Origin of the sequence: Halomonas sp. B23F22_3 (assembly GCF_043496965.1) — a bacterium.
Taxonomy (GTDB): domain Bacteria; phylum Pseudomonadota; class Gammaproteobacteria; order Pseudomonadales; family Halomonadaceae; genus Halomonas.
This window is the reverse complement of the sequence record NZ_JBIEKG010000002.1, coordinates 83,712-104,401: the sequence shown is the minus strand read 5'-3', so window position 1 is coordinate 104,401 and position 20,690 is coordinate 83,712. Positions and strand designations below refer to the sequence as shown.

Genomic DNA, 20,690 nt, shown 5'->3' with positions numbered 1-20,690 from the left:
CAGTCGCGCGCTGAGATTATAGGGTCATCACCCCTTCATGACAAATGAACGCAGGGCCGGGTCGACCATGGTGGAAGGCCGAGTTATCGGCCTTGGCGCGGTCTGACCCAGGGTCGGAGGCGATGACCGGACGCCTCGCGCCCGGCAATGGTGCAAGGCACCATTTATTGTACAAAAATGATTCACAAAACCATTTAATGTACAGCCATGGGCGCCTAATGGTGGAATTGACAATCTCGAGGACGCTTCTATAGTGGGCGAACCTTTTCGCCGGCACCTGCAGCGAAAACACCCTATATCGTCCCCCCATGAACTCGAGAGGAGGCCAGTTATGGCTGACAGGAAAGCGACATTGACGGTAGACGGCCTGGACGACCCGATTGACCTGCCGGTCTACTCTGGCTCCCTGGGCCCTGACGTCATCGACGTCCGCGGCCTCGGCGCCCAAGGCCTCTTCACCTACGACCCCGGCTTCATGGCGACCTCTTCCTGCCAGTCGGCGATCACCTACATCGACGGCGGCAAGGGCGTGCTGCTGCACCGCGGCTACCCGATCGATCAGCTGGCCAAGCACTCCGACTTCGTCGAGACCTGCTATCTACTGCTGTTCGGCGAGCTGCCCGACGACGCGCAATACGAAGACTTCAAGGCGCGCGTGACCAACCACACCATGGTCCACGACCAGATCATCAACTTCTTCAAGGGCTTCCGTCGTGACGCCCATCCGATGTCGATCCTGTGCGGCGTGGTCGGTGGCCTGGCCGCCTTCTATCACGACCACCTGGACATCACCAAGCAGGAAGACCGCGAGATCAGCGCCGTGCGCCTGATCGCCAAGATGCCGACCCTCGCGGCGATGTCCCACAAGTACAACGTCGGCCAGCCGTTCAACTACCCCCGCAACGACCTGACCTATGCAGAGAACTTCCTCTACATGATGTTCAGCAACCCGTGCGAGGAGTACCGGATCAATCCGGTCTACGCCAAGGCCATGGACCGCATCTTCATGCTCCATGCCGACCACGAGCAGAACGCCTCCACCTCCACGGTGCGCCTGGCCGGCTCCACCGGGGCGAACCCCTTCGCCTGCATCAGCGCCGGCATCGCCGCGCTCTGGGGCCCGGCCCACGGCGGCGCCAACGAGGCCGTGCTGAACATGCTCGACGAGATCGGCGACGACTCCGAAGAGAACATCCAGCGTTTCATCGACAAGGCGAAGGACAAGAACGATCCCTTCAAGCTGATGGGCTTCGGCCACCGGGTCTATCGCAACTTCGATCCGCGCGCCAAGGTGATGAAGGAGACCTGCGACGAGGTACTGGCCGAGCTGGGCCTCGCCGACGACCCGCAGCTGAAGATCGCCAAGCGCCTGGAGCAGATCGCCCTGGAGGACGAGTACTTCATCGAGCGCAAGCTCTACCCGAACGTCGACTTCTACTCCGGCATCATCCTCAAGGCCATGGGCATCCCGAAGAACATGTTCACCGTGATCTTCGCCGTCTCCCGCACCATCGGCTGGATCTCCCACTGGCACGAGATGCTCAGCGACAGCTACAAGATCGGTCGCCCGCGTCAGCTCTACACCGGCCACGACCAGCGCGACTATCCGGCAAGCTGAGCCGCTGCACGCTAATCGATGACACCAAAGGAAAGGCCGCCCCAAGGGCGGCCTTTTTCGTGCGCACCCCGGGCCGAGCACCTGCTCTGCGCGCCCTCCCCCTCCAGGCACGCCACCAGAGCGCCCCTTCGATCATCCCGGCCAATGTCCGCCTACGGGCGCCGAGCCACGTGGCGCCCCACGCCTGCCGACACCCTTCGGACGACGGCGCTAAAGAGCGCTCCACGCACCGGCGAACCGGGAACGAAGCGCTCGGACCAGATGGCTCGGAACAGGGCACGGGAGCGAGAGCGCGAGACATCCCCACAGAGCCTCGAGAGAGCCGCTCAGGCGACCATCGCGCCACCCGGGAGTCGCCCCGCCTCGACAGGCGATGGCGGCGGACGGCGGATCTCGAAGGCGCAGCGGGGCGCCCTATCGCCCTGATACCTGGGAACTAGAATTCTCATCACTTCCGGTTGACTTATCCCGCGACATGCGCCTCCTCGGGGGCGGCGCCCGTTTTCCACACATTCTGTGGATAACCCTGTTCACAACCTCTCGAAAAGGTCGCTGGAACGCCATGAACAGCGGCACCGCCTTAGATTGATCATTTTTTGACCTACCGTAAGTCATTGAAATAAAAGACTTATATAAGAAAGCCAGCAACCAGGCGGGTTGGCGCCGCGCCTATGCACAGCCCGGCCGCCCTAGGCGGGCAAGGTGGACAAGTCAAGGAAATTTCGCGTCGAAATCGGCACGATTCGCCATTCGGACGGCACCGGAAGAGCAGACACGACGAAAACGGCCAGGCTGGCGATAGGGCCGGCTGGTCATGAGAAAGTATTAGAGGGGGAAAGATCGGAAGTGGCGTCCCATAGGGGGTTCGAACCCCTGTTACCGCCGTGAAAGGGCGGTGTCCTGGACCACTAGACGAATGGGACGCAACGTCTTGCGAAGAGATGGCTGCCATCTGAGTCGATGGTGGAGCCTAGCGGGATCGAACCGCTGACCTCGACACTGCCAGTGTCGCGCTCTCCCAGCTGAGCTAAGGCCCCGATCTCTCGAAGACGGGGCGTATGTTACTGATAAGCCCCGTCTTCGTCAACAGGGAATCACGCGAGTTCGCGAAATTCCTTCTCGAAGCGCTTGGCCTGCTTCTTGGAAACGCCGCCCAGCACCTCGATGGCGTGGCGCAGGCGCGCCCGGGTCACATCGGAGCCGAGGATCGCCATGGCGTCCATCACCGAGGTGCTCGACGAAGAGCCGGTGACGGCGATGAACACCGGCGCCAGGAAGGCCTTCATCTTCAGGTCGAAGTGCGCCGCCAGCGCCTTGACCTCGCCGAGCAGCGCCTCCTTGTGCCAGGCCGGCACGAGCTCGAAGCGCCACACCAGGAACTGCAGTAGCTTGACCAGCTCCTCGCGGGAGAGCTTCACCGCATCGAAATCGCCCTCTTCGATCGCCGGCAGGCCCGAGAAGAAGTGCCCGGCCAACGGCGCCACCTGGGAGAGCGTCTCCACCCTCGGGCGCACCTGGGGCAGGATCTGGCCGACATACTCCTCGTTGAAGGCCCACTCCATCAGCGCCTTGAGCAGCGCCGCGTCGTCGAGGTCCTCGCGGATATAGACGCCGTTGAGCCAGGTCAGCTTGTCGAGATCGAACACCGGCCCGCCCAGCGAGACCCGCTGGATGTCGAAGTGGGCCATCATCTCGTCGAGGCTGAACTTCTCGCGCTCGTCGGGCATCGACCAGCCCATGCGGCCGAGGTAGTTGGTCACCGCCTGGGGCAGGAAGCCCATGCGCCGATAGTAGTTGATGGAGGTCGGATTCTTGCGCTTGGAGAGCTTCGACTTGTCGGGATTGCGCAGCAGCGGCATGTGGCAGAGCACCGGCATCTGCCAGCCGAAGTACTCATAGAGCAGCTGATGCTTGGGCGCCGAGTTGATCCACTCCTCGCCCCGCAGCACGTGGGTGATGCCCATCAGGTGATCGTCGACCACGTTGGCCAGGTGATAGGTGGGCATGCCGTCCGACTTGAGCAGCACCTGGGCATCCACCTGGGCCCACTCGACCTCGATGACGCCGCGCAGCATGTCCTCGACCACGCAGGTGCCGGTGGCCGGCACATTCATGCGCACCACGTAGGGCCAGCCTTCCTGCTCGCGACGCGCCTGCTCCTCGGCGGGCAGCGCGAGATCGGCGGGCTTCAGGGCCAGGTGCATGCCGGCCGCCTTGCGCGCCTCGCGCAGCTCGTCGAGCTCCTCGCTGGTGCGGTAGCACTTGAAGGCGTGGCCGGAGTCGATTAGCTGACGGGCATACTCGCCGTAGATATCGCCGCGCTCGCTCTGGCGGTAGGGGCCGTGGGGCCCGCCGACGTCGGGACCTTCGTCCCACTCGAGCCCCAGCCAGCTCAGGGAGTCGAGGATCATCTGCTCGGACTCGGGGGTCGAGCGCGCCCGGTCGGTGTCCTCGATGCGCAGGATGAACTGGCCACCGTGCTGACGAGCGAAACAGAGATTGAACAGGGCGATATAGGCGGTGCCCACGTGGGGATCGCCGGTGGGTGACGGCGCGATGCGAGTGCGTACGGTCATGTCGTCCTTGGTCCTGTCGATGGAGGGAGGCCGCCCTGACATGGCGGGCGAATGGCCGCATTATACGCACCTGGCCAGCGCCGGGCAGCCGTGGCCGGGAATCATTCCCCCGCCGCGCGGTCCACGCTGAATCCGAACTCCAGCGAACAAGGAATGCCATGCTCACGCGACTCCCCGACGATTTCACCGCCGTGGTCACCGGCGCCTCCGGCGGCATCGGCAGCGCCGTGGTAGAGGCCCTGCTCGAGAGCGACCGTCCCGGCCGGGTGATCGCCGTCAGCCGCGGCGGTCATCCGCACCCGGATCCCCGCGTCGACTCCCTCGCCCTGGACGTGGGCAGCGAGGATGGCGTCGCGGCCCTGGCCCAGGCCCTGGACGACGCCCCCGTGCATCTGGTGTTCAACGCCATCGGCATGCTGCACGACGAGAGCCGGGGCATCGCCCCGGAGAAGAAGCTCGACGAGCTCGACGCCGAGGCCATGGCCCGGCTCTACCATGTCAACGCCATCACCCCGGCGCTGCTGCTCAAGGCGCTGCAGCCGAGCCTCAAGGGCCGCCATCCGGCGCTGTTCGCCAGCCTATCGGCGCGCGTCGGCTCCATCGGCGACAACCGGCACGGCGGCTGGTACGCCTACCGGGCCAGCAAGGCCGCCCATAACATGCTGATGAAGACCGCCGCGGTGGAGCTTCGCCGCCTCAATCCCCAGGCGGCGATCGCCTGCCTGCACCCCGGCACCACAGACACGCCGCTGTCAGCGCCCTTCCAGGCCCGGGTGCCCGAGGGCAAGCTGTTCACCCCCGACTTCGTGGCCGAACGCCTGCTGGACGTGCTGGAGACCTGCACCCCCGACCAGAGCGGCATCTTTCTGGACTGGGCCGGCGAGCGAGTGGCATGGTGACGCGCCGAGTATTAGGGCAGAATTAACGTTGATACCCGTCGTTGCTCGGCAAAACCCGAGCCAGGAAGATCTACGCGACGCTTTTTGACCATAGGATGACGTAATGGAAACACTCGGCCCGCGCATCAAGAAACTTCGGCTGGAGGCCAAGCTCAACAAGGCGGCCCTGGCACGCAGGGTCGGGGTGTCAGACGTCACGATCTCCTACTGGGAATCGGGTGCCATCAAGCAGATCGGCCATGAGCGCCTGGTCGCCCTGGCACAGGCACTCAACTGCCCGCTGTCGCGACTGCTCGAAGACGAGGGCACCCATGCCTCACCGCTCTATCTGCGCCGCCGGCTGCCGCTGCCCTGGCAGGATGGCAAGCAGCGGGTCATCGAGCTGCCAATCGAGATGGTGCCCGGGCAGCGCTGGGATGGCGACTGCCACCTGGTGACGCCGGCGCCGGGCGAGCAGTTCGACTTCCTCATGGAAGGCGACCTGGTGGCCATCGCGACCAGCGACATCTTCCGCCAGCCGGGCCTCTACCTCATCGAGGACGACGGCGAGCTGGCGATTCGCCGGGTCACCCAGGGCCCGACCGGTGAACTGATCTTCCAGCGTCAGGACAGCGATGAGCTCATCCCCTACGCGCCCAGCTGCCGTCTGATCGGCAAGCTGGTGGCGCACTGGCGCGCCCAGCCGCTCTGATCCGAGGCGCTACTCGAGCTCCATCACCTCGACCCGATCCTGGGTACGACGCGTCTCGTCGCCCACCAGGAAGCGCTTGGAATAGCGGGCCACCTGGCCCAGGCCGTGACGCGACTGCTCGACCAGCGGCCCCTGCAGGTGCTCGTTCTGCTCACCCAGCCGGCCGCGCACCTCAGCCGGCTGAACGCTGCCCTCCTGCACCTCGACCACCACGAGATAGTCGCCGTCGGGCAGTCCGCTGCCGGGGCCGAAAGGCCCGGCCACGAAGCCGCCCTCGGCCACCGACACGCGCTCCCGCCAGCGCACCCCGCTGAGCTCTCGCTCTACCAGCACCTGCAGACGGGTGTCGGCGGGCAGGTTGGTCTCTCCTTCGACCGTCAGGCGCCGATCGCTGCCCAGGCGCGACGACACATCGATCGCGACCGGCTCCTCGAAGGGCGCCACCTCGGGGGTGGACTCCGGCGCGGGCTCGGGCGCCTCGTCGGCCATCTCGGCCACCGGGGCCGGGTCGTCAGGCGAACTGGCCGCCTCCTCCTCGCTGCCGCCGCAGCCCGCCAGCCCTATCAGCAGCACGCCTGCTGCGATCGCTCGACACCACGCTGTCATGCACGCCTCCCGCCTCGTCGATGAATGACCAGACTATCATTCCCGGCCCTGGCGAGTAGGCTCATTGGCGCTCCGCACAATCGAGACAGATCGTCGTGTAGGGCAGCGCCTGCAGGCGACCCTCCCCGATGGGCTCGCCGCAGTGCTCACACGCATCGCCCTCCCCGGCCTCGATGCGCTTCAGCGCATGCAGTACCTGGCGAAGTTCGTCTTCCGCCTCCTGCTGCAGCGCCTCGATGACCTCGTCATTCGCAAGCTCGGTCGACTGGTCCTCGGTGTCCTTGTCCAGCGGACCGCCCTTCTGCTCCTTGTGGGCCTGGTAGCGATCGAACCGCTCGATCAGCTCCTCACGCAGCCCTTCCAGTACCTGCTTGCGATCCGCCATGGCAGCTCTCCTTTCATTGCATCGAGGGCGTACCGCTCTCGCTCGGCACCGCCCGGCTTCCTTCGTCAAGGCCCATCCTCAGGCTACACGCTCGACGGGTCGGCATCGTGATGGTTCGCCCTGCTCCCGCTTGTCGATAGCCCTGTGAGAGGGCCCTTCAAGATAGTCCTTCTTTATAGCAGACCGTTCCTGCCCAGGAGGCTGACGAAGATCAGGCCCCGGCGCGTCGGGCATCGACCGGTCTATCCCCTAGGCCATGCCCAGGGCGTCATAGCCCGCCTCGGTGAGCGAGAGCCGCTCGGGGGCCTCGTGCCCCCGAGTGCGCTCGACCGTGATCAACCCCTCGGCCTCCAGGGCGTCGATGTCCTCCAGCAACGCCTCCTCCAGGCTGTCGTCACCGGGATGGCCGAAGGGCGCGGCCAGCACGCCGCCGTGCTGCAGCACACGGGCCAGTAGCTCTCTCTGGTATTCGGTGAGATCAATGCTCATAGCCTCTCCTTCTGTTCGACGGTCGCGTGCGCGTATGACCAGTATGGACGACGCGCACACCCCCTCGCCGGCATCCCCGTGACGGCCGACCGGCAACGATGCGAGCCGTCACGGGAGTTGACGCCGGCCGCTAACCATGACACCGTGTGTCCAGTTGGTTAGCAAGATGCATATTGTCAGTAGTAGTCGAATCCTTTCGGTTGTCTGGTTATATCCCCTTGTTTTACCCACTAGCATTCGGGGCTACACCCGGTAATTTCGTATCCGGCGCACTGCGCCAAAGAAAGGAGTCATGACATGGCTACTGGCACTGTTAAGTGGTTCAACGACGCAAAAGGCTTTGGCTTCATCACCCCGACCGACGGCGGCGATGACCTCTTTGCCCACTTCTCCGAAATCAAGGCTGAAGGCTTCAAGTCCCTCCAGGACGGCCAGCAGGTCTCTTTCGACGTAGTTCAGGGCAAGAAAGGCCTGCAGGCTTCCAACATCGAAGCCATCTGATCGTCGATCAGACAGACCTCTTCTAGCCGCAAGGCTATGAGCACCAAGGCCCGCTGATGCGGGCCTTGGTGTTTCTGCGTATCCGGTTGATTAACGCGCCCTGCGCATGACTCGACCTCCTCGAGGGTTGGGCAGAAAGTGACCGGTGCTGGTAGAATGCCCTCCCTTCCGACCACTACCCCGTGATGCCGATGCAAGCGCTCGACCGCACCTTCTCCGTGGCCCCGATGATGGATTGGACGACCCGCGACTACCGCGCGTTCGCCCGCACCCTGACGCGCCGCGCCCTGCTCTACACCGAGATGGTGACCACCGGCGCCATCCTGCACGGCAGCCCGCGCTCGCGCTTCCTCGGCTTCGATGAAGTCGAGCATCCCCTCGCCCTGCAGCTCGGCGGCAGCGACGCCGGCGAGCTCGCCGAGTGCGCGGCCATCGCCGAGGCGTGGGGCTATGACGAGGTCAACCTCAACGTCGGCTGCCCGAGCGATCGGGTGCAGAACAACCTGATCGGCGCCTGCCTGATGGGCCATCCGGAGAAGGTCGCCGCCGCGGTGCGCGCCATGCAGGCGGCGGTGTCGATCCCGGTCACCGTGAAGTGTCGCATCGGTATCGACGACCAGGACGAGGACGCCGACCTGTCGCGCTTCATCGCCACGGTGGCCGACGCCGGCTGTGACACCTTCATCGTGCACGCTCGCAAGGCGTGGCTCGAGGGGCTCTCCCCCAAGGAGAATCGCGACGTGCCGCCGCTCAACTACCCGCGGGTCCACCGCCTCAAGGCGAGCCGCCCGGAGCTGCACATCGGCATCAACGGCGGCATCAAGACCCTGGACGAGTGCCGCGAACAGCTCGACTACGTCGACAGCGTGATGATCGGCCGCGAGGCCTACCAGAATCCCTGGCTGCTGGCCGGCGTGGACGCCGCCCTCTACGGCGAGCCGGGCCCGGCCGAGAGCCGCCATGCGGCGGCCTGCGCGCTGCGCCCCTACATCGCCCGTCGCCTCGACGAGGGGGCGAAGCTCAACCATATCACCCGCCACCTGCTGGGCCTCTTCCAGGGCCAGCCGGGCGGGCGCAAGTTTCGCCGCCACCTCTCCGAGAACGCCCATCGCGAAGGCGCGACCCTGCAGGTCTTCGATGACGCCCTGGGCCTGGTCGCGGAGCACGAGACGGCCGAGGTGGCGTAACCTCCATTCGCTCCCTAGAACGCGACCACGGCGCCGAGTGATCGGCGCCGTGGTCGTATGGCCTGAGTGTCAGGCGAGAAGAGCGCGTCAGTAAAGCGCGTCGGGCGGCGGCTCGAGGCTGGACTGGAAGTCCTCGATGGCGCTCTCGGCCTCCTCGATGGCGTCGAAGCGGGCGATATGGAAGAGCGCCTCGCCCTCGTTGGCCAGCGGTAGTCGACTCATGCCGATGACGATGCCGTCGGCCACGGCGCGTACCTCACCCTCGGCGTTGCCGAAGGGATCGGCCACCCGCCCGAGCAGCTCGCCGCTGGCCACCCGAGCGCCGAGGCGCACCTTCGGGCGCAGGATGCCGTCGATGGGCGCCCGCGCCCAGCTCGAGCCGTTGGCCACCTCGGCGGCCGGGACCGGGCGGCGGCGATGCTCGCCGGTCAGCATGCCGAGCCGGCGCATCACTCGCAGCACCCCGCGCACCCCCGGGGTGATCGCCCACTGATCGAAGCGCAGCGCCTCCCCCGCCTCGTAGGTGAGCACCGGGATGCCCCGGTTCTGCGCGTAGTGGCGCAGGCTGCCCTCGCGCAGGTCGGCGTTGAGGATCACCGGCGCGCCGAAGGCGTTGGCCATGCGCTCGGTCTCGCCGCCGGGGACGAGCTGAGCGCGAATCTGCGGCAGGTTGGTGCGGTGAATCGCCCCGGTGTGCAGGTCGATGATGTGGCTGGCCTGGTCGACGATCTGCTCGCGAAACAGTGCCGCCACGCGACCGCCCAGCGAGCCCGACTCGCTGCCCGGGAAGCAGCGGTTGAGGTCGCGTCGGTCCGGCAGGTAGCGGCTGTGCTGCACGAAGCCGAAGACGTTGACGATGGGCACGCCGATCAGCGTGCCACGCAGCCCCTGTAGCTGCTTGGAGCGCAGCAGGCGGCGCACGATCTCCACGCCGTTGATCTCGTCACCGTGGATGCCGCCGCAGACCAGCAGCACCGGCCCCGACTGTCGGCCGTGGACCACTTCCAGGGGAATGTAGAGCGGCGCATGGGTATAGAGGCGCGCCACGGGCACGTCGATCTGGGTGCGCGATCCCGGCGCCACCCGGGTGCCGGCGATCTCGAAGGGGGAACGGGCCATGCTGCGCTCCTTGCATCACGAAACGGTGTTTTCAGGCGTTTCTTATACGCTCCTGGCCCGTGGAAGACGAGCCCGGCGGCCCTCACCCGCGATTACATATCCATACATACATGAATGTAAAAAGCGGGCCACTCCGGTAGAATATGGAAAATCGTGACACTTTGAGAGCCCTCCATGGCCAGACGCACCAAGGCCGAAGCTGAAGCCACCCGCGAGGCACTGCTCGATGCCGCCGAGGAGGTATTCTTCGATAATGGCGTCGCTCGCACCTCGCTGGAACAGATCGCCCGCCACGCCGGCCTGACCCGCGGGGCAGTCTACTGGCACTTCAAGAACAAGGCCGACCTCTTCCGTGCCATGCTCGACAGGGTGCGCATGCCCTTCGAGGAACTCGTGGCGGAAACCGGCGCCTCGCATGACTCACCGCTCGAGACCGTCAGGCTGGGCTTCCAGCTGAGCCTGCTACGCCTGGAGCAGCCCCGCCATCGACGGGTCCTCGCCATCCTGATCCATCGCTGTGAGTTCTTCGGCGACATCGACCCCTGCGCTATCCAGGCGGAGATGGCCGGTGAATGCCTGGACGCGCTGAGCGGCTACTTCGCCGATGCCCACCGCCTGGGGCTGCTCAAGGAGGGGCTCGATCCCGAGATAGCCACCCGCCTGATGCAGGCGATCCTCAGCGGTCTCTTCCACGACTGGCTGCGCGACCCCGATGCCTACTCCATCCATGAGCGCGGCATGGCCCTGGTGGATGCCCAGCTGGCGCTGATCCGCCGCGACGAGGCCGAGGCGGCCTGATCAGGAGGCGGACGGCGCCTCAGGCCGACGAGCCGTTGTGCTGGTTGGCGCCGTGCAGCAGGTGCAGGCGCCGAAGCCGCGTGCGGGCATCCAGGTAGTCGTTCTCGGGCACGGCGCGGTAGCGGTCGTCACGCGGCAGGTACTTCACCAGCACCCGATGCTCCCCGACCTCGGGCGCGTCACCCGACTTGGTGGCCAATTGCACCTCGTGGTTCGGGTCGCTCTCCAGCACCGCCATGACCACTCGCTCCCCGTCGGCCGGCGCGGCCGTGATGCGTACGCGCTCTCCGAGCAGGCAGCGCGGCAGGCGCTCCGGCGCACCGGGCCGATGGAGTCGCCCATGCAGCCGCTGGCAGAGCCAGGCCGCGAGCGGCGAGGCCAGCGCAAAGGCGCCCCAGATCACCAGTACCCCCAGCGGAATGCGGAAGAAACCGAGCGGCAGCCAGCGCAGCACGACGAGTTCCACAGCGAGCGTCAGCACGCCCGCCAGGCCGATCAGTAGGGTCAGCGACAGCGAGACCGGCACGCCGATGAACCCCAGCGAGACCAGCGCGCTGGCCAGGTTGTCGTTGCGCAGGCTGTCGTGCTCGAAGAGCTCGACCGGCGCCAGGCGCAGCGCCACCAGCAACCAGTAGCAGGCGACCAGCGCCAGTAGGGCGCTGAAGATCACCACGGGGAAGCTCAGGGCGAGCTCGATGAGGGTATCCATGCGGCGTACCTCCCGGTAACACTTAGCCAACGAATGAGTCTTACCCCCATCCTAGACCATCGGGGCGGCCCGCTCCTGATCCGAATCAAGGATGCATTCGCACACCCTTATAAAAAACCCGACCTCCCTCGACATGAAAAGGGGCGCCCCATGGGGCGCCCCTTTTCGTTCGGCAGGACATCGCGTCCGCCGGATCACGCCGGCATCAGGCGTTGCCGCGGGGCTCGGCCTCGGCCGACTCATCGGTCGCCTCATCGTCCCGGCCCGGCGTGCGCTGCATCCGCGCGGAGACCGCGGCGATCATGGCGTAGAAGGTCGGCACGAACAGACTGCCGAGCACCGCCACCGAGGCCATGCCGATCGCCACCGTGGTGCCGATATGGTGGCTGCTGGTGTCACTCGCCCCGGTGGCGAGCATCAGCGGCAGAGTGCCGAAGATGAACGCCAGGGAGGTCATGACGATCGGCCGGAAGCGCAGCTCCGCCGCCGTGATGGCCGCCTCACGGATCGACTTGCCCATCTCGCGGCGCTGCAGCTCGGCGAACTCGACGATCAGGATGGCGTTCTTGGCCGCCAGGCCCACCACCACCAGGATGCCAATCTGCACGTAGACGCTGACATCCAGGCCACGCAGGAAGATGCCGCCGATCCCGCCCAGCAGAGCGAAGGGCGTGGCGGTCAGCACCGCCAGCGGCAGCGACCAGCTCTCATACTGGGCGGCGAGGATCAGGAACACCATCAGCAGCCCGAAGACGATAGCCAGGGTCGCCGCACTGCCCGCTTGGCTCTCCTGGTAGGCGGTACCGGTCCAGCCCATGCCCCAGCCGCCGCCGAGCTCTTCCGCGACGATCTCTTCCATGGCGGCGATCGCCTGCCCCGAGCTGTAGCCCGGCGCCGGGCCGCCCTGGAACTGGGCCCCGGTGTAGACGCCGAAGCGGGTCACCACCGCGGGCGCCGTCTGGCGCTCGAGGGTCACGAACTCGGAGAGCGGGATGCGCTCGCCGTTGCCGCCGCGCACGAAGACGTTGGCGACATCCGAGGGCGTCTTGCGGAACTCCTCCTGGTTCTGCAGATAGACCTGGAAGTTGCGGTTCTGATAGCTGAAGAAGTTGACGAAGCCGTTGCCGAAGGTATTCGACAGGGTGGCGTTCAGGTCGGTCAGGCTGACCCCGTAGCTCAATGCCTTCTGCTGGTCGATCTCGGCCCGGAAGGACGGCACGTTGACGTTGAAGGTGGTGAACACCTGCTTCAGCGCCGGATGCTCGCCGGCCGCCTGCATCACCTTCAGCGACGCCTGGAACAGCTCCTGGGGCGACGCGCCCTCGAAGGATTGCAGGTAGCCGGTGAAGCCGCCGGTCGTCGAGAGCCCCATGATCGGCGGCATGTTGAAGGCCATGGCCGAGCCGCCCTCGATCTGGGCGCCAAGCTGCATGATGCGACCGATCAAGTCGGTGGCGGTCAGTTCGCGCTCCGCCCAGGGGTCCATGGTCACGAACATGATCCCGCGGGCCGTGTTCACCGAGCTTGACAGGATGTCATAGCCGGCCACCGCCGAGGAGAAGCGCACGCCCGGAATCTCCTCGATGGCCGCGCTGAGCTCACCCATGTACTCCCGGGTCCGTGACAGCGAGGCGGAGTCCGGCAGCTGCACGGCGGTGAGCACGATCCCCTGGTCGGTCTCCGGCACCAGGGTCGAGGGCGTGGCCTGATAGAGCCACCAGGAGCCGCCGACCACCAGGCCGGTCAGCAGCAGCGCCAGCCCCCAGAAGCGCACCAGCTTCTTGACCACCCACATGTAGACGGCGGTGATGCCCGCGAACAGGCGATCGAACAGGCGCAGCGGCGTGCGCAGCGCGCGGCTGAACGCCGTCTCCCTGCGGTGCAGGTCGTGCTTGATGAAGATCGCCGAGAGCGCCGGGGTGAAGGTCAGCGCCATCAGCGCCGAGAAGCCCACCGAGATGGCGATGGTCAGCGCGAACTGCTGGTAGATCTGCCCGGTGAAGCCGCCCAGGAAAGCTACCGGCACGAACACCGCCGCCATGATCAGCGAGGTGGCGATAACCGGCCCGCCGACCTCCTTCATGGCCTGGATCGTCGCCTGACGTACGGTGATCTCCTCGTCCTCGCCGAGCACCCGCTCGACGTTCTCCACCACCAGGATGGCGTCGTCCACCACGATGCCGATGGAGAGCACCAGGGCGAACAGCGTCAGCAGGTTGATGGTGAAGCCGAAGGCGTAGAAGCCGGCGAAGGTCGCCAGCACCGAGACCGGCACCACCGACATGGCGATCACCGTGAAGCGCCAGTTCTGCAGGAAGATGAACAGGATGACGCCGACGATCAGGAAGGCCTCGATGAAGGTATGGAAGACCGTCTCCACGGAGGCGTCGATGAACTGGGTGGTGTCGTAGGGCACCACGTACTCGAGTCCCGGCGGGAACCGTTCCCCCAGCTCCGCCATCACGTCCTCGACGGCCTTGGCGGTCTCCAGGGCGTTGGCGCCGGGCTGCTGGTTGATGATGATCGGCGCCATGGTGCCGCCGTTGAGCCGCGCCTCGACGCCGTAGAACGAGGCGCCGAGCTCGATGCGCGCTACGTCGGCCAGACGCAGCGCCGAGCCGTCCGGGTTGGTACGCAGGAAGATCTCGCGGAAGTCGTCGGCGCTGGAGAGGCGCCCCCCGGCGGTGATGGTGTAGGTGAAGGCGCGCGGCTCCGACTGCGGCGTGGCGGCCAGGCTGCCCGCCGGCACCTCGGTGTTCTGCGCGCGAATGGCCGCGGCGACCTCGGTGGGGGTCAGGTCATACTGCGCCAGCCGGTCCGGGTCCATCCACACGCGCATGGCGAACTCGCCGCCACCCAGCACCTCGGCGTCGCCGACCCCCGGCACCTGGCGCAGCTCGTCCAGGACGTTGAGGGTGGCGTAGTTCTGCAGGTAGATGCGGTCGTAGTCCTCGTCCGGCGAGGTCAGCGCCACCAGCATCAGGATCGAGCTGGAGCTCAGTTCAACGGTCACGCCTTGGGCCTGCACCGCCTCGGGCAGCTGCGACAGCGCGCCCTGTACCCGATTGTTGACGTTGATGGTGTTGATGTCGCCGTCGGTGCCGATATTGAAGGCCACCTGCAGCTGCATCGAGCCGTTGTCGGCGCTGGTCGAGGTCATGTAGAGCATGTCCTCGACGCCGTTGATGGCTTCCGCAAGGGGTGCGGCCACCGTCTGGGCCATGGTCTCGGCGTCGGCCCCGGGGAAGGTGGCGTTGACCGAGACCGTGGGCGGCACCACGCTCGGGTACTGCTCGATGGGCAGCACCCGCATGCTCATCAGCCCGATCAGCGTCAGGATGATCGCCAGCACCGTCGCGAAGATCGGGCGCTTGATGAAGAAGTTGGAGAAGTTCATGGGCCGGCGTCTCCCTCGGCGTCGGCCGCAGGCTCGGCGCTCGCCTCGTCGCCCTGCTGTTCACCCGGCTCAGCGGCATTCCCGGCGGGCTTTCCCGCGTTCTGCTCGATGCCTTCGAAGGGTTGCGGCTCGATGGTCGTGCCGGGCTGCAGGCCGGCGGGGTCGCCCACCACCACCCGCTCGCCGGGCTCGACGCCGCTGCGCAGGATCTGCCAGGGGCCAGCGATCTCGCCGAGCTGCACGGTGCGCGCCCGGGCCTTGTTCTCCTCGTCGAGCACGAAGAGCTGGGGGCCCATGAGGCCCTGGGTCAGCGCGATCTCGGGCACCGCCATCACGTCGAAGCGCTTCATGCCCTCGAGGTGGACGCGGACGAACTGGCCGGGCAGCACCCGGGCATCGGGATTGGCGAAGGTCGCGGTGGCCTGCACGGTGCTGGTGGCCTCGTCGACCCGGGAGCCGAGGAAGTCCAGGTGCCCCTCGAGGCGCTCGCCCGCGCCTTCGACGCCACCCGGCAGATCGAGCCAGGCACTGATCTCATCGATGGGCTGGTCGCGCAGTTGCTGGCGCAGCGCGAAGGCGTCTTCCTGAGGCAGCTGGAAGCGAACCTCCAGCGGGTCCAGCGGCGTGATGGTGGTCAGCGTGCTGCCCGGCTGCACCAGGTTGCCCAGGTTCACCTCACTAAGGCCGATCATGCCGGACACCGGCGCGGTGACGTCGGCGTAGCCGAGGTCGATGCGCGCGTTGGCCAGCGCCGCCTCGGCCTGGGAGACCGAGGCTCGGGCCACGTTCAGCTCGGCCTGTGCCTGGTCGACCTGCTGGCGGCTCACCGAGTTCTGGCTGAGCAGCTGCTGGAAGCGGGCGGCATCGCGCTGGGCACGGGCGAGTTCGGCGCGGGCGCTCTCGAGGTCGGCCTCGCGCTGGGCCACCACGGACTCGTAGAGGTCCGGCTCAATGGAGTAGAGGCTCTCGCCCTCTTCCACCATCTCGCCCGGCTCGAAGTGACGCTCCTCGAGGAAGCCGGTGACGCGGGCCACCAGGGTGACCTCGTCGTCACTGCGCAGCTTGGAGGGGTAGGACTTGGCGAGCGGCAGGTCCTGGCGGGCCATCTCCATGACCGGCTTGGGCGTCGGAGGCGCCTCACCCTGGCCGGACGCCTGCTGCTCGGAAGACTCTTGCTGGCCGCAGGCGGCGAGCACGAGACCCGCAGCCAGTGCCACCAGGCCACTGCGGCCTTGTTTGATAATGGTAATCATGGGGTTTTCCATTGGCGCGTCAGAGGGGGAACGCATTTTACATTCATTCATGAATGTTTGTAAATTTCCGGAGACGGCGCGCTACTCCTCGAGACGCGGCGGCGCCCCGATATCCATGACCGCATCCCGCGACTCGGCATTCTCGGGCAGCGTGAAGGAGACGCTGCCGCCATCGAGCCAGGCGTTCACCTCCTCGACCGCCGGGACGTCCAGGGTCCCCGACTGCTGGCGCAAGGTCAGCAGGTTGATCACGTAGTCGTAGCGGGCGCTGGCGAAGTCGGCGACGGCGTTGTAGAGGTTCTGCTCGGCGTTGAGCACGTCGACGATGTTGCGCGTGCCGACCTCGTAGCCGGCACGGGTGGCGTCCAGCGCGCTCTGGTTGGAGACGATCGCCTGGGCACGCGCCTCCACGGTCGAGACGTCGTTGCTGACCTGGGTATAGAAGGAGCGCACCTGCTGGACGGTATCGCGACGCTGGGACTCGAAGTCGTACTGGCTGGCCTCCAGCAGGTAGGTGTTCTGGCGGATGCTGGCCGAGGTGCGCCCACCGGTGTAGAGCGGCATGCTCACGCCGAGGCCCACCTGGCTGGCCGAGGTATGGCCCTCGACCTCGTCCCGATCATCGTCGGCGTAGTTGTAGCTGGCGAAGGCATTGAGCGTGGGCAGGCGACCCGCGCGGGCGATATCGACGCCACTGCGCGAGACCTCGACCCCGGCCTGGCTGGCCAGCACCCGGGGGTTGTTCTCCATGGCCAGCGCCACCCACTGGTCGCGATCGCTCGGGGTCGGCGGTGCGATAGGAATCTCCTCGCCCAGCGAGTCGATGCTGGCGTAGCGCTGCCCGGTCAGCCGCTCCAGGGCCTCGAAGTTGACCTGCAGGTTGCTCTGCGCCGTGATGCGCTCCGCCCGCGCCTGGTCGAAGGCCGCCTGGGCCTCCTCGACCTCGGTGATGGCGATCAGGCCCACCTCGAACTGCTCACGCGCCTGCTCCAGCTGGCGGCCGATGGCCCGTTCCTGGGCGCGTCGTGCCTCGAGCACCTCAAAGGCCCGCAGTATCTCGAAATAGGCCGAGGAGACATCGATCAGCACCTGCTGCTCGGTGGCGGCCAGCCGGTAGAGCTGCTGGTCGATCTCGCGCTCGGCCTGTTCGACCTCCCGCGCATTGCGGGCGTCGAAGAGCGCCTGCGTGGCCTCCAGGGTCAGGCTGGCGCCGGTATAGTTATCGTCTCCGACCTGCTGGAAACCGCTCGTCTGGCTCTCGTACTGGCGGTTGTGGGTCACGTTGCCCGACACATCGACCTGCGGCAGCAGGTCGCCCTGCTGGACGTCACGCCCCGCCTCCACGCTGCTCGTCTGGGAACGGGCCGAGGCCAGCTCGGCATTGTTCTGCATCGCATCGCGGGCGATGGTCAGCAGGTCCGCCGCCTGCACCGGCGCGGCGACGGCCGCCGTGACCAGGGCCGGCAGCAGGGCGCGGCGGGCGAACCGCGTGCCGGTGCAGCGAAGGGAACGGGGACGCATCATCGGTAGATCCTCGGTGTCGTGATGGTGATGTTTACATACATTGTCGCATGTTTGTTGGTCGAGTCCACCGCCCTCGCCTACGACCAAGGAAACTGGCCGCCGGACGGAGCCGTCCGCTATGCTGCCTTGCAACATACGTCATCGGCAGAACCACCGGCGCGATCCCCCTCGCGGGGCGGCCGCGGCTCGGTCGACCACTCTTCAGGCCTACTCAGGAAGCCCGCCCATGGATGCCCTGGAACTCGTCAAGGTGAACGCGCTGGAGGTTGCCGTGCGAATCTGGCACCCCGAGGCGCCACGCACCGTGATCGCCTGGCACGGCCTGGCCCGCCACGGCGGCGACTTCGCCGACTTCGCCCGGGAGCTGGGTCCCGAGTGGCGGATCCTGGCGCCCGACACCCCGGGCCGGGGCCTGTCGAGCTGGTCGTCGGCACCATCCTGCCACTATGTATATTCCCATTACATGACCATAGCAGCCGCCGTGTTGGATCACTTCGGCCTGGAGCGCGTGCCCTGGGTCGGGACCTCCATGGGGGGCCTGCTGGGCATGCTGCTGGCCGCCGAGCCGGCGAGCGCGGCGCGCATCGAACGACTGGTGCTCAACGACGTGGGTCCGGAACTCGCTCCCGAGGGCCTGGCCGAGCTGGCCAGCTACTTCGGCGTGCCCCATCGCTTCCTGCACTTCAGCGACCTGGAGGCCGAGCTGCGCCGCCACTACACCGGCTTCGGCATCGAGGGCGACGACGCCTGGCGACGCCTGGCGCTGGACAGCGCTCGCCGGCTGCCCGACGGCAGCTGGACCTACCACTTCGATCCGCGCATCGCCGAGCAATTCGTCCACGACACGCCGCGCGACACCTGGGCGGACTGGGCCGCGATCCGCTGCCCGCTGATGGTCGTCCGCGGCCGGCACTCGCCGCTGCTCAAGGCCGAGAGCGTGACGCGCATGGCCGAGGCGCAACCCGCGCTCGTCAGCCACGAGGTGCCGGGCTGCGGCCACGCCCCGATGCTCGACCGCCGCGACCAGGTCGCGCCCATCGCCGCCTTCCTGGCCGCATCGCCCGCGGGGGCAGCGGCATCTCGGGGCCAGCAGGCGAGCACGCCCTGGTGGCAGCGGCTGCTGTGGCGCCTGGGCCGCCGCTAGCCTCGCGGCCCGCTCGCAGACACGCATGGCGCAAACGCGCACGTCGCCGCCCATCACCACGACGCTACAGCAGCCAGTCGACCAGCAGCAGCGAGATCAGGCTGACCACCAGCCGCCGGAATGGCCCCGTGTTGGGCTCCACGTCGTGGCGAATCACCTCGCCGTCGCGGCGCTCGAGCCAGTAGAGATCGCCCTCGGGATCCAGACGCACCTCGTAGGCCTGCAGCGGCACCCCGTTTTCGAAGGCGTCATCGATCCGCTGGGCCAGCGAGGGATCCTCGATGATGAACCCAAGCTCGGTGTTGAGGTTGGCCGAGCGGGGATCGAAGTTGAACGACCCCACGAAGACGCGCTCGCCATCCACGGCGAAGGTCTTGGCATGCAGGCTGGCGCCGGAGCTGCCGAACGGCCCCGCGCTGAGGTTGCGTCCCTGATGCTGGGCACCGCGTCGCAGCTCCCAGAGCTTGACGCCCGCCTCGAGCAACGCCTTGCGCCGCTTGGCATAGCCGGCGTGCACGGCGGCCACGTCGGTGGCCTCCAGGGCATTGGTCAGCACCTCGATATCGACCCCGTCTCGTTCCAGCTTCCGGAAGGCCTCGGTCCCCGCCTTGGCCGGCACGAAGTAGGGCGAGACGAGGGAGATATGGCGCTCGGCGTCGTCGAAGATCAGCGTGAGATCGTGGCTGAGCAGCTCCTGCCCACTCGCCTCGCCGAGTCCCTTGGATGGGTCGTCGCTGAGCATGCGCACCGGCGCCCAGACCAGATCGAGCTCCTTGGCCAGCAGCTTCTGCACGAGCTCCGTCTCGCTCACGGCCTGGAGATAGGTACCCGCCTCGGGATCGCGCATCGCCTCGGCCACCGCCTGCTCGAGCCGAACCCGTCCCTCCGGTCCGACGGCCGGGAGGATGCGCTGTGCAGGATAGGAGGAGGCGCTTTGCCAGTAGCGATCGAAATCGCGCGAGACGTCGTCGACCACCTCGCCGACAGCCAGCACGTCCAGGTCCGAGAAGGTCACGTCCCCCGTGGCGCCGAAGTACTCGTCGCCGATGTTGCGCCCGCCGATGACCGCCGCCTGGTTGTCGGCGGTGAAGGACTTGTTGTGCATGCGCCGGTTGGCCCGGGAGAAGTCGGTCAGGAAGCCGATCCACTTGGGCGAGCGCACCACGAACGGGTTGAACAGCCGAACCTGGATATTGGGATGGTCGGCAAGCGCGGCGAGCTCGTCGTCGATGCCGCCGGTGCCGCTGTCGTCGAGCAGCAGGCGCACCCGCACCCCGCGGTCGGCGGCCTCGTAGAGGGCCTCGAACAGCAGCAGCCCGGTGGTATCGGGGTGCCAGATGTAGTACTGGACGTCCAGGGTACGCTCGGCGGCATTGGCCATCACCATCCGGGCCGCGAAGGCGTCGATGGGATTGTTCAGCGGATAGATCCCGCTGAGGCCGGGATGGGCGTCGACCGCGGGTGCCAGGGCCTCGCCGAGGGAGGTGTCACGACTCTGCGCCTCATCCAGCGCCGAGGATTCGAGCCGCCCCTGGAGAGACGGCAGGGAACAGCCGCCGAGCAGCGCCAGCAGGCCCAGCCACAGGAGGACTCGGGCCAAGGAGAGAGGTGAGGTCATCGTGTCGATCCCGCCAGCCAGTAGAAATCATGAGAGAGACCATAATGGTAGTTGATCGACGCCTCATGGACCCGGCGACTGCGCGATCATCACGCTAGGATCGCCACCCGGTGGCGAGCGGCAGCGCTAAAAGCAGGACACGCTAATATAATGTTTTCTGGACTGATACCATCGAA

General features: G+C 66.8%; 17 protein-coding genes and 2 tRNA genes. 7 read left to right on the top strand and 12 right to left on the bottom strand.

Annotated features, from left to right (window positions below):
* Positions 1-331: 331 nt before the first annotated feature.
* Positions 332-1,618: a citrate synthase gene (gene gltA, locus ACGTNG_RS04165; protein WP_394575671.1), complete on the top strand. Its 1,287-nt coding sequence runs from the start codon at positions 332-334 to the stop codon at positions 1,616-1,618.
* An 847-nt stretch (positions 1,619-2,465) separates the two neighbouring features.
* Here the strand turns inward: gltA and ACGTNG_RS04160 are convergent.
* The 3 genes from ACGTNG_RS04160 to gltX all read right to left on the bottom strand — a co-directional run bounded on the left by ACGTNG_RS04160 (position 2,466) and on the right by gltX (position 4,194).
* Positions 2,466-2,541: transfer RNA gene (locus ACGTNG_RS04160), tRNA-Glu, on the bottom strand.
* 38 nt (positions 2,542-2,579) lie between these two features.
* Positions 2,580-2,655, bottom strand: a tRNA-Ala gene (locus ACGTNG_RS04155).
* Positions 2,656-2,712: 57 nt separating this feature from the next.
* Complete coding sequence (gene gltX / locus ACGTNG_RS04150) at positions 2,713-4,194, bottom strand: glutamate--tRNA ligase (RefSeq protein ID WP_394575670.1); 1,482 nt, start codon at positions 4,192-4,194, stop codon at positions 2,713-2,715.
* Positions 4,195-4,352: 158 nt separating this feature from the next.
* Here gltX and ACGTNG_RS04145 point away from each other — a divergent pair, with 158 nt between their 5' ends.
* Together ACGTNG_RS04145 and ACGTNG_RS04140 are read left to right on the top strand one after the other, a co-directional pair.
* Complete coding sequence (locus tag ACGTNG_RS04145) at positions 4,353-5,093, top strand: SDR family NAD(P)-dependent oxidoreductase (protein WP_394575669.1); 741 nt, start codon at positions 4,353-4,355, stop codon at positions 5,091-5,093.
* Positions 5,094-5,196: 103 nt separating this feature from the next.
* Positions 5,197-5,784 carry a helix-turn-helix domain-containing protein gene (locus ACGTNG_RS04140; protein ID WP_394575668.1) on the top strand — a complete coding sequence of 196 codons (588 nt, stop codon included), beginning with the start codon at positions 5,197-5,199 and terminating at the stop codon, positions 5,782-5,784.
* 9 nt (positions 5,785-5,793) lie between these two features.
* Here ACGTNG_RS04140 and ACGTNG_RS04135 read toward each other — a convergent pair whose 3' ends face one another.
* From ACGTNG_RS04135 to ACGTNG_RS04125, 3 genes are all read right to left on the bottom strand, one after another.
* Positions 5,794-6,390 carry a hypothetical protein gene (locus ACGTNG_RS04135; protein WP_394575666.1) on the bottom strand — a complete coding sequence of 199 codons (597 nt, stop codon included), beginning with the start codon at positions 6,388-6,390 and terminating at the stop codon, positions 5,794-5,796.
* Between the two features lie 61 nt (positions 6,391-6,451).
* Complete coding sequence (locus ACGTNG_RS04130) at positions 6,452-6,775, bottom strand: TraR/DksA family transcriptional regulator (protein WP_394575665.1); 324 nt, start codon at positions 6,773-6,775, stop codon at positions 6,452-6,454.
* A gap of 249 nt (positions 6,776-7,024) precedes the next feature.
* Complete coding sequence (locus tag ACGTNG_RS04125) at positions 7,025-7,264, bottom strand: hypothetical protein (RefSeq protein WP_394575663.1); 240 nt, start codon at positions 7,262-7,264, stop codon at positions 7,025-7,027.
* A gap of 297 nt (positions 7,265-7,561) precedes the next feature.
* On the opposite strand from ACGTNG_RS04125, the gene ACGTNG_RS04120 reads away from it, so the two are divergent.
* Both ACGTNG_RS04120 and dusA read left to right on the top strand, forming a co-directional pair.
* Positions 7,562-7,765 (top strand): cold-shock protein, encoded by a 204-nt coding sequence (locus tag ACGTNG_RS04120; protein WP_089847775.1) that lies wholly within the window; start codon positions 7,562-7,564, stop codon positions 7,763-7,765.
* Positions 7,766-7,956: 191 nt separating this feature from the next.
* Positions 7,957-8,952 (top strand): tRNA dihydrouridine(20/20a) synthase DusA, encoded by a 996-nt coding sequence (gene dusA / locus ACGTNG_RS04115; RefSeq protein ID WP_394575662.1) that lies wholly within the window; start codon positions 7,957-7,959, stop codon positions 8,950-8,952.
* 87 nt (positions 8,953-9,039) lie between these two features.
* Here dusA and ACGTNG_RS04110 read toward each other — a convergent pair whose 3' ends face one another.
* Complete coding sequence (locus tag ACGTNG_RS04110; protein ID WP_394575661.1) at positions 9,040-10,071, bottom strand: succinylglutamate desuccinylase/aspartoacylase family protein; 1,032 nt, start codon at positions 10,069-10,071, stop codon at positions 9,040-9,042.
* Between the two features lie 174 nt (positions 10,072-10,245).
* On the opposite strand from ACGTNG_RS04110, the gene ACGTNG_RS04105 reads away from it, so the two are divergent.
* Positions 10,246-10,869 carry a TetR family transcriptional regulator gene (locus ACGTNG_RS04105; protein WP_394575660.1) on the top strand — a complete coding sequence of 208 codons (624 nt, stop codon included), beginning with the start codon at positions 10,246-10,248 and terminating at the stop codon, positions 10,867-10,869.
* Between the two features lie 19 nt (positions 10,870-10,888).
* Here the strand turns inward: ACGTNG_RS04105 and ACGTNG_RS04100 are convergent, their stop codons facing one another.
* The 4 genes from ACGTNG_RS04100 to ACGTNG_RS04085 all read right to left on the bottom strand — a co-directional run bounded on the left by ACGTNG_RS04100 (position 10,889) and on the right by ACGTNG_RS04085 (position 17,752).
* The gene (locus tag ACGTNG_RS04100; RefSeq protein WP_394575659.1) at positions 10,889-11,578 is read right to left on the bottom strand and encodes a hypothetical protein; all 690 of its coding nucleotides are present in this window, start codon (positions 11,576-11,578) and stop codon (positions 10,889-10,891) included.
* 205 nt (positions 11,579-11,783) lie between these two features.
* Entirely contained in the window at positions 11,784-14,975 is a 3,192-nt protein-coding gene (locus ACGTNG_RS04095) for an efflux RND transporter permease subunit (RefSeq protein ID WP_394575658.1), read from the bottom strand.
* Positions 14,972-16,228: an efflux RND transporter periplasmic adaptor subunit gene (locus ACGTNG_RS04090; RefSeq protein ID WP_394575656.1), complete on the bottom strand. Its 1,257-nt coding sequence runs from the start codon at positions 16,226-16,228 to the stop codon at positions 14,972-14,974. The genes ACGTNG_RS04095 and ACGTNG_RS04090 overlap by 4 nt, the downstream gene beginning before the upstream one ends.
* Before the next feature lie 81 nt (positions 16,229-16,309).
* Positions 16,310-17,752 (bottom strand): TolC family outer membrane protein, encoded by a 1,443-nt coding sequence (locus ACGTNG_RS04085; protein WP_507161320.1) that lies wholly within the window; start codon positions 17,750-17,752, stop codon positions 16,310-16,312.
* A 226-nt stretch (positions 17,753-17,978) separates the two neighbouring features.
* On the opposite strand from ACGTNG_RS04085, the gene ACGTNG_RS04080 reads away from it, so the two are divergent.
* Positions 17,979-18,896 (top strand): alpha/beta fold hydrolase, encoded by a 918-nt coding sequence (locus ACGTNG_RS04080; RefSeq protein WP_394575655.1) that lies wholly within the window; start codon positions 17,979-17,981, stop codon positions 18,894-18,896.
* Between the two features lie 64 nt (positions 18,897-18,960).
* Here the strand turns inward: ACGTNG_RS04080 and ACGTNG_RS04075 are convergent, their stop codons facing one another.
* Positions 18,961-20,514, bottom strand: a complete 1,554-nt coding sequence (locus ACGTNG_RS04075; protein ID WP_394575654.1) for a phospholipase D family protein — start codon at positions 20,512-20,514, stop codon at positions 18,961-18,963.
* Positions 20,515-20,690 lie beyond the last annotated feature (176 nt).